Below are 13,192 nucleotides of genomic sequence, written 5' to 3'. Positions count from 1 at the left end.
CCGGGGCGGAGAAGGTGTTCTGGGACCTGTTCGCGCTGCCCGAGGGCGTGACCACGATGAAGATGAAGATCGAAACCTTCCCGTGATCTCCAGGTTCCGGTGCAGTAGCGCCGGCTCAGCCGGACAGGCCCGCGACGAAGGCCACGGGGATCAGGGCGACCGTGAGCGCGACGGCCCACCAGCGCGGAGCCGGGCCATTGCGCAGCACCGTGACGCCAAAGGACACGAGGGCGGCCGCGAGCCCGGCCAGCGCGGCCAACGAGACGAGGTCTGTGCTGCCCTTGAGCACGCCCAGCGGCAGCGCGCTCGCGAGCGCCGGCGCAACTGAGCTCGCGGTGCCCGCGACCCCGCCGCCGAAGGCCCTGGCGCGGTAGGCACCGATCGCCAGCATGATCCAGCCGCCCATGATCGCGACGTTGGCCGCCTTGAAGAGGTGGAAGGCGCCGTACGTGGACGAGACCGCCCGTTGCGCCGCCGCCGGCCCTAGCACGTCCACCATCTGGAACGCCAGATGACTCACCCCCGCGTGGAAGACCCGCCCGAACAGCCCGAGCACCACCAGCGTGCCCCCCCATGCGGCCCACCGCGGGTGCGTCGCCCCGATGCGGCGCGCCAGCGCGGCCACGGCCGGCCACAGCACTACGACCCCGGCCGCGAACAGGCTGTAGGACAACGTCATCTTCGCCGACTCCGCCGCGTAGGCGGCGAGCTGACTGGGAAAGAAGTCGTCCTCACCCATCCGGACCAGCACCGCGGCAAGCAGCAGGAGCGGCCCGAGCACCAGCCCGGCCCCTTCGACCCAGCGGCCGGGGAACTGATTGATCGTCATGCCACCGATTGAACCGGCGGCCGCGCGCCGGCACACGGGCGCTCGGGCGAGAGCCGCGGTAGAGCCAGCACCACCTTCGGTAGCCTGCGTAGTTTGGTAATAACGGGATTCCTGCGACAGAAGGGACGAGCACGTGCTCGACGATGGCGGCCTCCGGGCGCTCCGCGAGGCGGCGCGCCTGTCACCGGACAACCTTCCACTCCGGCGGCACCTCGCCGAGCAACTCCTGGCCAAGGGGTACCTGGCCGACGCCGAGGCCGAGTTCCGCGCCGCGCTCCTGCTCGCGCCCAAGGACGTGGATGTCACGGCCGGGCTGGCCGAGGCGTTCGTACGGCAGAGCGCCCACGGCGCGGCGCTGGCGGCGCTGGAGCCGTTCCTGGCCTCGCCCGGCTACCCGCCGCGGCTGGGGATCATCGCCGCGAAGGCGCTGCTAGGCGAGGGCGAGACGGGTAAGGCGGCCTACCGCTACTACGAGGCGATCTCCAGGGATGCCTCCCTGGAGGACCCGGAGCTGGCGGCTCGCCTCGCGATCCCGGTCCCGACGCCCTCGGCTGCGCCCGCCGACCCAGTGCCTCCGTCACCGCCCGAAGAGGAGGAGGTGGAGCGGTCGAAGCACACCTTCGCCGACGTGGCCGGGATGGAGGCGGTCAAGGAGTCCCTGCGGGTCAAGCTGCTGCTCCCCCTCCAGCAGCCGGAGCTCTTCGCCGCGTACGGCAAACGCGCCGGCGGCGGCGTCCTGCTGTACGGCCCGCCGGGAGCAGGCAAGACGCACCTGGCCAGAGCCGCGGCAGGCGAGCTCGGAGCGGCGTTCGTCAACGTCGGCCTGGCCGACATCCTGGACATGTACGTCGGCTCCAGCGAGCGCAACCTGCATGCCACGTTCGACCTGGCCCGCCGCAACCGCCCGTGCGTGTTGTTCTTCGACGAGGTCGACGCGCTGGCCGCCCGCCGCTCCGACATGCGCCAGGCGCACGCCAGGCAGCTGGTCAACCAGTTCCTGGCCGAGCTCGACGGCGTGGACCAGAACGCCAACGAGGGCGTCCTGGTGCTGGCGGCCACCAACGCGCCCTGGTACATCGACGCGGCCTTCCGCCGCCCCGGCCGGTTCGACCAGCTCGTGTTCGTGCCGCCGCCGGACACCGCGGCCCGCGCGGCCATCCTGCGCATTCTCTGCCGGGACAAGCCGCTGGCCGAGATGGACTTCGACGCGGTGGCGCGGGCCACCGAGCACATGGTCGGCGCGGACCTGAAGGGCGTGGTGGACCGGGCGGTGGAGGTCAAGCTCCAGCAGTCGATCAGCGCGGGCCGCCCCATCCCGATGTCGACCACCGACCTGCTGGCCGCCGCCAAGGGAGCCAAGCCCACGGCGGTACGCGAGTGGCTGGCCACCGCCCGCAACTACGTCCTGCACGCCAACGAGTCCGGGGCGTGGGACGAGCTGATGCCGTGGATCAAGGCCAAGTGGTGAAGGTCGACGACGCGATCGGCTGCGCGAGGACCTTGCTGCGGCTGCGCCGGCCGGCCGACGCCGAACGGGAGCTGCGCGGCGTGCTCGCCGTCGAGCCGCAGCAGGACATGGCGCATTGCCTGCTGGCCATCGCACTGGTCGACCAGGGCAAGGCGGCGGAGGCGGTGGCCACGGCGCAGGAGGCAGTGCGGCTGGTCCCCGGCCACTGGTATCCGCACTACGTGGCCGGCCAGGTGTATTACCGCATCGGCCTGGCCGACCCGGCGATCGCCGCCGCCGAGGCGTCCCTTGCGCAATCACCCGAGCAGGCGTCGGCATGGGAGCTGCTGACCCGCGCCCAGATGATCAAGGGCCAATGGCGTCGGATGGCGGAGGCGGCACAGCGCGGGCTGGCCGTCGATCCGGAGCTGCCGGACCTGGTGAGCCTTCTGTCCATGGCCCACACCAAGCTGGGCGAGGCCGAGCAGGCCAGGGCCGCCGCCGCGCAGGCCGTACGGCTGGACCCGGAGAGCGCGACCGCGCACCTGGCGGCCGGGCGGGCGGCGTTGGCGTTCGGCGATCCCCGGGCAGCCGCCGAGTCCTTCCGCGAGGTGCTCCGCCTCGATCCCGGCTTCAACCCGGCCAGGGATCTCCTGGTGACGGCGCTCAAGCAGCGCAACCCGCTCCAGCGCATGCTCTCGAACCTGCGGCGCCGCTACCTCGGCGGCTGGCGGCTGGTGTTCCTGCTGCCCGTGGCCCCGCCGCTGATCGCCGTCTTCGTCCTCATCGCACTGCTGCACTGGGCGGCATGGGTCGGCGAGTCGGTGACCGTGTTGCGGCTGGCCCGCGCCAGGGCCACCAAGCTGTTGTTCGAAGGTGTCGAGGCCCGCGTGGCCATCGCGTGCTGTGCTCTGGTGCTCGTCGGGGCCGGGGTGCTCGGGCTGGGCATCGCCCTCGGCCAGGAGGCCGTCGGCACGGCAGGTGTGGCGGTCATGGCTCTGGTCACCCCCGTGCAGGAGGCCACGCACACCGGCTCGCCCCGCGGCCGCAAGGTGCTCTACGGGTGGGCGGGGCTGCTGGTCCTGGCCATCGCGGCGGCGGTTGTCGCGGGCTCGCCTGCCGTCGCGTTGCTGAGCGTCTACGCCGGGCTTGGCACGATCTGGGTGGCGGCGGGCGTACGACGCTTCTTCCTCGACGGCCCCGCAGCCGAGCTGTAGCTCACGCGCGGTCCGGGAGTGGGCGGCGGGCGATGGCGCGAGCCTCCTCGTGGCCCATCCCGAACATCCTCAGCAGTTGCTCGGCCAGCTCGTCCGGCGAGTCCTCGGTCACGAGGTCCGGATGCTCAAGCCAGAGCTGCAGGAACCCCAGCAGCGAGCCGCCCGCCCCGGCCAGCGCCACGTGCGGGTTGGCGATGTGGAAGCGCCCGGCCTCCATGGCGCGGTGGATATCGCGTAGCGCGCGTGGCGCCAGCCCCTTGTCGGAGTCGAGGTACGGCAGCCCGGTGCGGGTCAGGACGCGGGCGATCTGGGGATGGGTCTCGACCAGCCGTCCGGTCAGCCTGACCGAGGCCGCGAACACCTCGGCGGGGTCCTCGATGTCGGCCGTGAGCTCGTCCAGCAGTTGCCCATGCTCTTCGAGCACGTCGGCGATGGCAGCGTGGAACAGCTCTTCCTTGCTGCCGAAATGGTTGTAGAACGAGCCGAACCCCACGTCGGCCGCCTCGGTCAGCTCCTGGATGCTGACCTCGGCGAGACCCTGGCGCGCGAGGAAGTCCCGGGCGGCGGCGATGAGCGCCTGCCTGGTGCGGGTCTTGCGCCGCTCCAGCCGGGACGCGGGCCTCTGAACCGACATCACACGTCCGATCATAGCGACTTGACAGATCCTTCCCTCATTTCTGATGATTTCATCATTAATGACCGTAGCATCAGAACGAGGAGGTGGGCCGATGGAGGGCGCACACGCGAACCTGCACAGCGAACGCGGGCCGCTCCGGGGCGAGCATCCCGGGCGATCCCGCGATCCAGTGATCAAGGTCATGGATCTGGCCTGGCTGGAGTTCGAGAAGACGGACCTGGTGCGATCGGAGTCGTTCGCCCGCGACTTCGGCTTCGCCGTGGCGGCCCGTACGCAGGATGCTCTCTACCTGCGCGGCACCCTGCCAGGGCCGCACTGCCTGGTCGTCCGCCGTGGGCCCCGGTCGCGCTTCATGGGCCCGGCGTTCCAGGCGGCCGCGGCGGACGACCTGGCACGGCTGGCCCGGGCCACCGGCTCGGCGGTGCGCGAGCTGACCGATCTCGGCGGCGGCCGGGTCGTGGACCTGCGCGACCCCAGCGGCATCCCGGTACGCGTGGTGCACGGCACGGCGGACCTGCCGACCCTGCCCGAGCAGCCACCGGTGACGATCAACGCAGGCGCCGCCCAGAACCGGGTCAACCGCACGCAGCGGCCCGCGCCCGAGCCCGCCCGCGTGCTGCGGCTCGGGCACGTGGTGCTGGAGACCCGGTGGTTCGGGCGGGCGCTCGACTGGTACCTGGACACGCTCGGCATGATCGTCAGCGACTTCCTGTTCCTGGACGACCAGCGCGACCGCGGTCCGACCATGGCGTTCCTCCGATGCGACCGGGGCGGCCGGCCCGCCGACCACCACACGCTGGCCATGCATCTGGGGCCGGGCGTGGGCTACGTGCATTCGGCGTACCAGGTGGCGGACATGGACGCGGTCGCGGCGGGCGGCGAATACCTGGCCGGGCGGGGCTACCGGCGGGTGTGGGGGGTCGGCAGGCACATCCAGGGGAGCCAGATCTTCGACTACTGGCGCGACCCCGACCGGCTGATGGTGGAGCACTTCGCGGACGGCGACCTGTTCGACTGCACGGTGGAGCCGGGCTGGGCGCCCATGTCCGCCTCGGGGCTGGCGCAGTGGGGCCCGCCGGTCACCCGCGGCTTCCTCGGCACGAACCCGTCCCCCCACCTGCTGCGCACCGTCATGACCGCGCTGCGCGAAGACAACGAGATCGACCCGGCCCGGCTGCTGGGACTGATGAAGGCGATGAGAGCGTGAGCGTCAACGTACTGCGAACCGACGGCGCCTGGTGGGTCGAGCGCGATGGGCTGGCCCATCCCGTCGACACGGCCGCGGAGACCACCGCGGAGCTGCTGGCGGACCGGGCGGCGGTCATGAAGACCTCCGCGGCGGAGGGGGTGCCGGTCGAGGAGCTCGCGCCGCTGTCGCCGGTGACCACGCCCTGCCGGGTCGTGTGCCAGATGGTGAACTACCGCTCCCATGCCCGGGACTCCGGGTTCGATCCGGACGGCGTGCCGATCACGTTCTTCCGCAAGGCGTCCGGCTCGGTGTGCGGGCCGAACGACCCGATCGTGAAGCCGCGCCACGTACGGCTGCTCGACTACGAGATCGAGCTCGGCCTGGTCATGGGCGCCCCGCTGCCGATCGGCGCGAACGTGAGCGACGCCGACCTGCCGGGATACGTGGCCGGGCTGGTGGTGGCCGACGACGTGTCGGCCAGGGACGTCCAGCTGTCGAAGACGCAGTTCTACGAGAGCAAGTCCTATCCGACGTTCACGCCGCTCGGGCCGCGGCTGGTGCTGCTGGAGCCGGCCGAGTTCGCCCGGCTGGCGGACCTGCGGCTGCAACTGTCGGTCAACCAGGTGCTGCGCCAGGACCGTACCGTCGCCGACATGATCGCCGGGCCGGCCGCGGCGCTGACGGCGCTGGCCCGGTTCCAGGAGCTGCGGCCCGGCGACGTGCTGCTGACCGGCACGCCCGGCGGGACGGCGCTGAATGCGCCGCCGAAGCCGGTGGAACTGATCGGCTCGCTGCTGCCGCCCGCGCTGAAGTGGAAGATCTTCTTCGACCGGCAGGCGAAGGTGCCCGCCTACCTGCGGGACGGCGACGTCGTGACGGCGCGGATCGCGACCGGCGACGGCGCCATCGACCTGGGCTGCCAGCGCACGCCGGTGGTGTACGGGTGAACGTCGTCCCCGTCCTCATCGCGGGCGCGGGGCCGACCGGGGTGACGGCGGCCACGCTGCTGGCCAGGTACGGCGTACGCAGCCTGGTCGTGGACCCGCACCCGGACGTGTACCCACTGCCTCGGGCGGTCCACCTGGACGACGAGGTGATGCGCATCCTGCAGGCGCTCGGCGTGGCCGAGGAGTTCGCCGCCATCAGCCGGCCCGCGCCGGGCATGCGGCTGATGGACGGGGAGCTGCGGACGATCGCCGAGTTCCGCCGCGACCTGGCTCCCGGCCGGTCCGGCTGGCCGCAGGCGAACATGTTCGACCAGCCGGACCTCGAAGCGCTGCTCCGCGCCAACCTGGCCCGCCATCCCCAGGCCGAGCTACGGCCGGGCGTCGAGGTCGTCGGCATCGACCAGGACGGGCGCGGGCCTGTCCGGGTGCTGGTCCGTGACGTCGCCACGGGGCGGCGGGAGGAGATGCGGGCGCACGCGGTGCTCGGGTGCGACGGCGCCGGCGGGGTCACGCGCGGATTCGTGGGGGCGCGCATGCGGGATCTGCGCTTCGCGGAGCGGTGGCTGGTGCTGGACGTGCGGAGCGCCAAGCCGCTGGATGTGTGGGACGGCATCCACCAGGTGTGCGATCCGGTACGTCCGGCGACGTTCATGCGCATCGGGCCCGAGCGCTACCGGTGGGAGTTCCGGGTGCGGGCCAGTGAGACGGAGGCCGGGCTGACGTGCCGCGACATGCTGATGCGGCTGATCTCTCCCTGGACTCGGGGGGTGCCTGCGGACGAGCTGCGCCTGCTGCGGTCGGCCACCTACACCTTTCGCGCGCAGGTGGCCGATCGGTGGCGGTCCGGCCGGGTGTTCCTGCTCGGCGACGCGGCGCACCTGACACCGCCGTTCATCGGGCAGGGCATGGGGGCCGGACTGCGGGACGCGGCCAACCTCGCGTGGAAGCTGGCGCTCGTGCTCTCGGAAGGGGGCGATGAGCGGCTGCTCGACACGTACCAGGCCGAGCGGGCTGCGCATGTCACGCACGTGATCAGGCTCGCGATCGCCGTCGGGCGGGCGATGGCGGGAGGGCGCGAGCGCGGCGCGGCCGTACGGCGGCTGCTGCTCGCCCAGGCTGCCAGGATTCCGGCGGTCCACCGCCGCACCGTGCACGGCACCTCGCCGGGGCTGCGCCGGGGAATGCTGGTGAGGCGCCGGTCACCGTTGGGCGGCGGCCTGGCGGGGACCCTCGCGCCGCAGCCGTGGATGGAAGTGGACGGGCATCGCCGGCGGCTCGACGACGTGCTGGGCGATGGGTTCGCCGTCATCACCCTCGGACCGCTGGACGCCGAGTTCGCCGCCCTCGCCCGCCGCCTGCGCGCCACCGTCGTCCACGTCCGGCGACCGCACCACGGCGCGCCACCCGTCAGCCGCACCCCGCACCACGGCGCCCCATCCGACGGGCGCGACCTGTCGCTCGGCGAGGGAGCTGAGCGGCGCGATGGGGCGGTGGTCGTGGAGGACCGGGCGCTCGATGGGTGGCTGCGGGGCGCAGGGGCGGCGGCAGTGTTGCTCCGGCCCGACCGCATCGTGCTGGCCGCCGCGCCCTTCCCCAGGCGGCCAGGGCCGGTCGGTGCGGCGATCGTGCGGGACGCGGCCGCCTGGTTGCCCCTCCTTCCACCCACCCGCACGCCCCGCGTCCACGACGATCAGAAGGAGCCACATGAGTGACCTCGTGCTGATGCGCAAGGCCGGTCAGCACATCGCCGAGACCGCGGCCCCCGTGCTGGGATTCACGCTGGTGTACGCCACCACCAACCGCCTCCCCCTAGCCCTGACGGCCGGCCTCGCCCTGGCCGCGGTGGTCGCGGTCTACCGGTTCACCCAGGCACGCAGCCTCCTGCCGGCGGCCGGCGGGTTCGCGCTGACCGCGGGGGCGGCGGCCATCACCGCCCTGTCCGGTGAGGCCGCCGACTTCTTCCTCCCCGTGCTGATCCTTCGCGCCACGGTCGTCCTGCTCACTCCGATCATGCTGCTGCTCCGCTGGCCGCCGGTCGGCCTGGCGGCCGGAGTGCTCTTTGGCCGGGGTCTCGCCTGGCGGCGTTGCCCGGCGAGGCTGCGGGCGTACACGGTCGCCAATCTCGTCTGGGTCGTGACCGAAGGCGCCCTCGTGGCCAACCAGGTCCGGCTCTACCTCGCCGACCGGGCCATGGCCATGGGCGCGTTCAAGCTCCTGGTCGAGGTGCCGGTTCACGTGCTGCTGGCGGTCCTGATGTGGGTGATCTACCGCCGCCTGACCCGCCGCCCCTGTGACTGCCACCAAGTCCGCGAAAACCACCAAGGAGAACGATCATGACGACCACCGTGACGCTGACCGGCACCGGCGTGCCGATCCCCTCGCCCGGCCGCGCAGGCGCAGGTGTCCTGGTCCGGTACGGCCGGATCGCCCTGCAGTTCGATGCCGGCCGGGCCACCGTGCTACGCCTGACCGAGGCCGGCACCGGCCTGCACGAACTGAGCGCGCTGTTCGTCACCCACGTGCACAGCGACCACGTGATCGGGCTGCCCGACCTGGTCATGGGGCGGTGGATCCAGGACCACGTGTGGAGAACCGGCCCACTGGACATCCACCTGCCCGAGGGCGAGGCCGTGGGTTTCGCCGAGCGCATGCTGGACCCGTACAAATCGGACATCGCGCTGCGCATGGAGCATGTCCAGTCCGTGCCGCCCGAGCTGCGCCTGCATCCGTTCGCCTGCTCCGCGCGGCCGCGCGAGGTGTGGTCGCGGGACGGCGTCACGGTGGAGGCGGTGGCCGTGCACCACGAGCCGGTGCCCGACGCGGTGGCCTACCGCGTACGCACCCCCGACGGGACCGTGGTGATCTCCGGCGACACGCGCGTGTGCGAGGAGGTGGAGGAGCTCAGCCGGGGCGCGGACGTGCTGGTCCACGAGGCGTGCCGGACGACGGCGCTGCACGCGGCCATGGCCGGGACGCCGTTCGAGAAGATCTTCTCCTACCATGCGGACACGGTGGCGCTGGGCGGGCTGGCCGAGCGGGCCGGCGTGGCGCATCTCGTGCTCACGCATCTGATCCCGGCCCCCGAAGACGAGGCCGGTGAAGCGGAGTTCGCATCGGACGTGCGTTCGGGCGGCTATCGGGGGCGGATCACCGTAGGCGGGGATCTGATGACGGCGACCATGGGCTGAACCGGCGCCGGCGATATTCACGTTCTGTGATAGGGAGTGACGCACAGGAGCATGCCACACTGTATTTGCGATCACCCCCCGTCTTCAGGAGACTCCGTGAAGAGGCCTGCGAAGAAGTCTTCGCCACTCGTGCTGGACCCCGTCCTGATCATCGGCACCACCCTGTCGGTCCTGCTCGGCGTGATCTTCTACGTCCGCGAGGACACCGCCCAGGGACTGGCGCTCCTGGCCGGGCTCATCGGCGGCGTCATCACGTTACAGGTGCAGACCCTGCTCAGAGAGAAGCGCAGGGTCGATCACGAGACCACCGTGGGCCAGCTCGTCTCCACGATCGAGAAGATCCCATGGCTGACGGAGCTGATGGTGCCCATCCTCCGTGCGGCCAAGCACGTGGAGCGCGAATACCCCGGCACTCCAGCCGTCGACGCCTGCCGGGCGGCGTTCGACGAATGCCTGCGCACTCTCACCGACCTGGAGCGGGGGCACTTCCGCACGCCCTACGGCGACAACGCGGTTTTCCAGCGCCTGATCGACCAGACGAAGCGCACCATGTGCGCCACCAGCGTGCCCTCGGTGGATCTCGCCTGGTGGCGTGAGCCGGTCGGCAGGCAATACTGGGAGGCCCAGCTCAATGCGCTGAAGCGTGGCGTGAAGATCCGCAGGGTGTTCATCTACCGCGAGTGGACCGACGAGCTCGACGAGCTGGCGCGCGAGCAGATCGCCGCCGGGGTCCAGGTGCGCCGGGTGCATGTCGACCGGCTCCCCCCGGCCATGCGGGTGATCAGCGCCCTGTGGGACGGCTCGTGCGGCCACGAGCTCAGCTACACCGCTGCAGGCGAGGCCGTCTACGACACCTTCACGGTCTCCCCTCCTGATCTCGAACGGCTGATGACGCAGTTCGAGATGATCGAGAGGAACGCCGTGGAGCTGGATCAGCCGCGGACGCCGGACTCTGTCTCCTGAACCCTTCGGCGGTCAGCATGGCGAGCGAGACCCACAGCAGCCCGAACGCCGCCCACCTGGCCGCCGGCATGACCTCGCGGAACACGAGGACCCCGATCAGGAACTGCACGACGGGCTCGATGAACTGCAGCATGCCGACCACGCTGAGCGGGATCCTCGTGGTCGCGGCGCTGAACAGCAGCATCGGCAGCATCATGACGAACCCGGAGCCGATGCCGAGGAGCGTGTTGGCGACGGACACGTGACCGAACGTGGCCTGGCCGGACGCCTGGATCACGACCGTGTAGACCACGGCGAAGGGAAACAGCACCGCCGTCTCCACCATCAACCCTTCGGCGGCTCCGACCCCGACCCGCTTCTTGATCAGACCGTACGCGCCGAAGGTGGTCGCCAGGCCGAGCGCGATCCAGGGCAGCCCGCCGTACGCGACCGTGAGAACGGCCACGGCGGCGGCGCCCAGCCCGATCGCGGCCCATTGCCAGGCTCGTAACCGTTCACCCAGGAGCGCCACCCCAAGCGCGACGCTGACCAGCGGGGTGATGAAGTAGCCAAGCGAGGCGTCGACCACGTGGCCGCTCATCGTCGCCCAGATGAACAACCCCCAGTTGGCGGACGTCAGGACACCGGCGAGGGCGAGCAGTGCCAGGTCGCGCGGACGGCGTAAGATCGCCGCCACCTGCCGGCGGCGGCCGATGGCCAGCACCAAGAGCCCGACCGCTACCGGTGACCAGAGCACGCGCAGCGCCAGGATCTCGACCGCGCCTGTGGGCTCGACCAGTGGCCAGTAAAGTGCCGACAATCCCCACAGCACATACGCCGCCACGCCGAGCAGGACACCTTGCCGCGCAACGGACATCCATCCACAGTATGTGCTCGCCCTTCCCGTGATCGACCCGGTGCTCAGCCGGCCGCCCGGTGCCGGCGGCGGCAACGCGGCCGGGCGAAGGCCGGAATGTATGCGTGGCGTACCTGCCTGGTATGTGAATTGTCCCGTCCGTTTCTAACGTCTCCGGTGATCCCCAAAACGCCCAAAGAGAGGCGGTTCGCGTGAAAATCGGAAAGTTGAGCGACTGGCTGCTGTCCAAGGTGGTCCCGGAGCACTCGGCCCAGGCGGCGTGTCCGTGCTGGTGGGAGGGCACCACGTGCCTGATCCGCAGGTGCTGCGCCTACGGTGCTTCCTGCGGTACCGGCAAGTCATGTGGCGCCTGGCAGTACACCTGCGGCTGACGTCCACATAGATGACCATGTTCGCGTGGACGTTCGGTTTCCTTGCGGTAGCCGGAGTTCTGGTGGCCCTGTTGGTCCTGCGCCGTCGGTTCGCCGTCGTCGTGGTGTCCGGCCTCAGCATGGAGCCGACCTTCCACGCGGGCGACCGGCTCCTGGTCAGGCGGACGCGGCTGACCCGGATCTCTGTCGGGGACGTCGTCGTGTTCGAGACGCCCGACTGGCTGGGCATCGGCGAGCCGCCGCCGCCCGAGCGGCGCTGGATGGTCAAGCGCGTGGTGGCGCTGCCCGGCGACCCGGTCCCGGACTCGGTCCAGGCCGTGGTGCCGGAGCGCCGGGTGGCGCCGGACCGGCTGGTCGTCCTGGGTGACAACCCGTCGGCCAGCTTCGACTCCCGGCAGTGCGGCTTCATCGACGCCGGCACCCTGCTGGGAGTGGCGCTCCGCCGTCTGCATTAGGGGAGGAAAGCTCCGTGGAGTACGTCGCCCTGGGCTGCCGCAGTCTGGTGGCCCTGCTGTTCCTCGTGTCGGCGGCGAGCAAGCTGCGCGGCAGGAGCGCATACGCCGATTTCCTGGCCGCGACTCGCAGGCTCGCACCGCCGTGGCCGCCGGTCCGCGTGGCGGCCGCGGCCGTGGTGGCCGCCGAGCTCGCGATCGTGGTGCTGGTCGCCGCGCCCGGCACCGTACGGGCGGGATTCGCCCTGGCGCTGGGCCTGCTGGCGGCGTTCACCTGCGCGATCGCGGCCGCGCTGCGGCGGGCCGAGCGCACCCCGTGTGCGTGCTTCGGCGCCTCCGACCGGCCACTCGGCCGCGGTCACCTGGCACGCAACCTCATCCTCATGGCCGTGTCCGCCTTGGGACTCCTCACGTACGCGCCCGTGACCGGGGACGTGGCGGCCATGCTGACCGCTGTCGCCGCCGGAGCGGTCGCCGCGATCGTGGTGGCCCTCGGCGACGACCTGATCGACCTGTTCAGCCCGACTGCCTGACCTGGAGGTCAGCCATGCCTTATATCGTCACGCTCGTCATCCTGCTGGGCGTGCTCTGCCTGTTGAATCTGGCGCTGACCGTCGGCGTGATCCGCCGGCTGCGCAAGCACTCCGAGGCCCTCGCGGCCCGCTCCGACGACGGGAACGGGCGGCAGGCGATCCTGCGCGAGGGCGCGGTCGCGCCGCCGTACGACACCATCGCCACAGACGGAGCCGCCGTCTCACGGGACCTGATCACGGAGCCGGTCCTGGTGGGCGTCTTCTCTCCCGGCTGCGATGCCTGCCACAAGGCGATGCCGGACTTCCTCGCCTCGGCCGAGCGCTTCCCAGGGGGGCCGCAGCAGGTCCTCGCCGTGATCGTCGATGAGAAGGGAGAGTCGGGGCCGCTGCGGACGGAGCTGGAGCCGGTGGCCCGGGTGGTGGTCGAGGACATGGGCGGGCCGGTCACGTCGGCGCTGCAGGTGCAGGCGTTCCCCGTCTTCGCGATCGTGGGCGGCGGCGGCCGGGTCATGGCCAGCGGGCTGCGGTTGAACCAGGTCTTCTCTTTCGCCCGGGCATAGCGG

Annotated in this window: 14 protein-coding genes; 11 read left to right on the top strand and 3 right to left on the bottom strand. The window is 71.5% G+C overall.

All coding sequences use genetic code 11. From position 1 onward, the window contains the following. Positions 1-115: 115 nt before the first annotated feature. Complete coding sequence (locus OHA25_RS11015) at positions 116-829, bottom strand: hypothetical protein (RefSeq protein WP_327587467.1); 714 nt, start codon at positions 827-829, stop codon at positions 116-118. A gap of 133 nt (positions 830-962) precedes the next feature. Between OHA25_RS11015 and OHA25_RS11010 the strand changes: the two genes are divergently transcribed. Together OHA25_RS11010 and OHA25_RS11005 are read left to right on the top strand one after the other, a co-directional pair. Next, positions 963-2,297 (top strand): ATP-binding protein, encoded by a 1,335-nt coding sequence (locus tag OHA25_RS11010; RefSeq protein WP_327587466.1) that lies wholly within the window; start codon positions 963-965, stop codon positions 2,295-2,297. Further along, positions 2,276-3,493 (top strand): tetratricopeptide repeat protein, encoded by a 1,218-nt coding sequence (locus OHA25_RS11005; protein WP_327587465.1) that lies wholly within the window; start codon positions 2,276-2,278, stop codon positions 3,491-3,493. The genes OHA25_RS11010 and OHA25_RS11005 overlap by 22 nt, the downstream gene beginning before the upstream one ends. A gap of 1 nt (position 3,494) precedes the next feature. Here OHA25_RS11005 and OHA25_RS11000 read toward each other — a convergent pair whose 3' ends face one another. Further along, positions 3,495-4,127 (bottom strand): TetR/AcrR family transcriptional regulator, encoded by a 633-nt coding sequence (locus OHA25_RS11000; RefSeq protein WP_327590960.1) that lies wholly within the window; start codon positions 4,125-4,127, stop codon positions 3,495-3,497. 94 nt (positions 4,128-4,221) lie between these two features. Between OHA25_RS11000 and OHA25_RS10995 the strand changes: the two genes are divergently transcribed. The 6 genes from OHA25_RS10995 to OHA25_RS10970 all read left to right on the top strand — a co-directional run bounded on the left by OHA25_RS10995 (position 4,222) and on the right by OHA25_RS10970 (position 10,417). Next, on the top strand, positions 4,222-5,337 hold the full coding sequence (locus OHA25_RS10995) for a VOC family protein (protein ID WP_327587464.1): 1,116 nt from the start codon (positions 4,222-4,224) through the stop codon (positions 5,335-5,337). Continuing rightward, entirely contained in the window at positions 5,334-6,266 is a 933-nt protein-coding gene (locus OHA25_RS10990) for a fumarylacetoacetate hydrolase family protein (protein WP_327587463.1), read from the top strand. The genes OHA25_RS10995 and OHA25_RS10990 overlap by 4 nt, the downstream gene beginning before the upstream one ends. Further along, a complete protein-coding gene (gene mhpA, locus OHA25_RS10985; protein WP_327587462.1) occupies positions 6,263-7,978 on the top strand; it encodes a bifunctional 3-(3-hydroxy-phenyl)propionate/3-hydroxycinnamic acid hydroxylase MhpA in 1,716 nt (571 codons plus the stop codon). The genes OHA25_RS10990 and mhpA overlap by 4 nt, the downstream gene beginning before the upstream one ends. Further along, entirely contained in the window at positions 7,971-8,603 is a 633-nt protein-coding gene (locus OHA25_RS10980) for a DUF3159 domain-containing protein (protein WP_327587461.1), read from the top strand. The genes mhpA and OHA25_RS10980 overlap by 8 nt, the downstream gene beginning before the upstream one ends. Continuing rightward, positions 8,600-9,454: an MBL fold metallo-hydrolase gene (locus OHA25_RS10975; RefSeq protein ID WP_327587460.1), complete on the top strand. Its 855-nt coding sequence runs from the start codon at positions 8,600-8,602 to the stop codon at positions 9,452-9,454. Before OHA25_RS10980 ends, OHA25_RS10975 begins: the two co-directional genes overlap by 4 nt. Before the next feature lie 96 nt (positions 9,455-9,550). Next, positions 9,551-10,417, top strand: coding sequence for a hypothetical protein (locus OHA25_RS10970; RefSeq protein ID WP_327587459.1), 867 nt, complete (start codon positions 9,551-9,553; stop codon positions 10,415-10,417). On the opposite strand, the gene rarD is transcribed toward OHA25_RS10970, so the two are convergent. Further along, a complete protein-coding gene (gene rarD, locus OHA25_RS10965) occupies positions 10,311-11,273 on the bottom strand; it encodes an EamA family transporter RarD (protein ID WP_327587458.1) in 963 nt (320 codons plus the stop codon). The two genes, OHA25_RS10970 and rarD, sit on opposite strands and share 107 nt — an antisense overlap. Positions 11,274-11,655: 382 nt before the next feature. Between rarD and lepB the strand changes: the two genes are divergently transcribed. From lepB to OHA25_RS10950, 3 genes are read left to right on the top strand one after another with little or no spacing between them, the layout of a single operon-like run. Then, positions 11,656-12,099 carry a signal peptidase I gene (gene lepB, locus OHA25_RS10960; protein WP_327587457.1) on the top strand — a complete coding sequence of 148 codons (444 nt, stop codon included), beginning with the start codon at positions 11,656-11,658 and terminating at the stop codon, positions 12,097-12,099. A gap of 14 nt (positions 12,100-12,113) precedes the next feature. Continuing rightward, positions 12,114-12,629 carry a MauE/DoxX family redox-associated membrane protein gene (locus OHA25_RS10955; RefSeq protein ID WP_327587456.1) on the top strand — a complete coding sequence of 172 codons (516 nt, stop codon included), beginning with the start codon at positions 12,114-12,116 and terminating at the stop codon, positions 12,627-12,629. Between the two features lie 14 nt (positions 12,630-12,643). Further along, on the top strand, positions 12,644-13,189 hold the full coding sequence (locus OHA25_RS10950; RefSeq protein WP_327587455.1) for a TlpA family protein disulfide reductase: 546 nt from the start codon (positions 12,644-12,646) through the stop codon (positions 13,187-13,189). Positions 13,190-13,192 lie beyond the last annotated feature (3 nt).

Origin of the sequence: Nonomuraea sp. NBC_00507, from assembly GCF_036013525.1 — a bacterium.
Taxonomy (GTDB): Bacteria; Actinomycetota; Actinomycetes; order Streptosporangiales; family Streptosporangiaceae; genus Nonomuraea.
This window is presented reverse-complemented; position numbering and strand designations above follow the sequence as displayed.

Bases quoted from the DNA above. Each gene is read 5' to 3' on its own strand.
- OHA25_RS11015 (WP_327587467.1), bottom strand. From the start codon at position 829: ATGACGATCAATCAGTTCCCCGGCCGCTGGGTCGAAGGGGCCGGGCTG.
- OHA25_RS11000 (WP_327590960.1), bottom strand. From the start codon at position 4,127: ATGTCGGTTCAGAGGCCCGCGTCCCGGCTGGAGCGGCGCAAGACCCGC.
- OHA25_RS10995 (WP_327587464.1), top strand. From the start codon at position 4,222: ATGGAGGGCGCACACGCGAACCTGCACAGCGAACGCGGGCCGCTCCGG.
- OHA25_RS10980 (WP_327587461.1), top strand. From the start codon at position 7,971: ATGAGTGACCTCGTGCTGATGCGCAAGGCCGGTCAGCACATCGCCGAG.
- OHA25_RS10975 (WP_327587460.1), top strand. From the start codon at position 8,600: ATGACGACCACCGTGACGCTGACCGGCACCGGCGTGCCGATCCCCTCG.
- rarD (WP_327587458.1), bottom strand. From the start codon at position 11,273: ATGTCCGTTGCGCGGCAAGGTGTCCTGCTCGGCGTGGCGGCGTATGTG.
- lepB (WP_327587457.1), top strand. From the start codon at position 11,656: ATGACCATGTTCGCGTGGACGTTCGGTTTCCTTGCGGTAGCCGGAGTT.
- OHA25_RS10950 (WP_327587455.1), top strand. From the start codon at position 12,644: ATGCCTTATATCGTCACGCTCGTCATCCTGCTGGGCGTGCTCTGCCTG.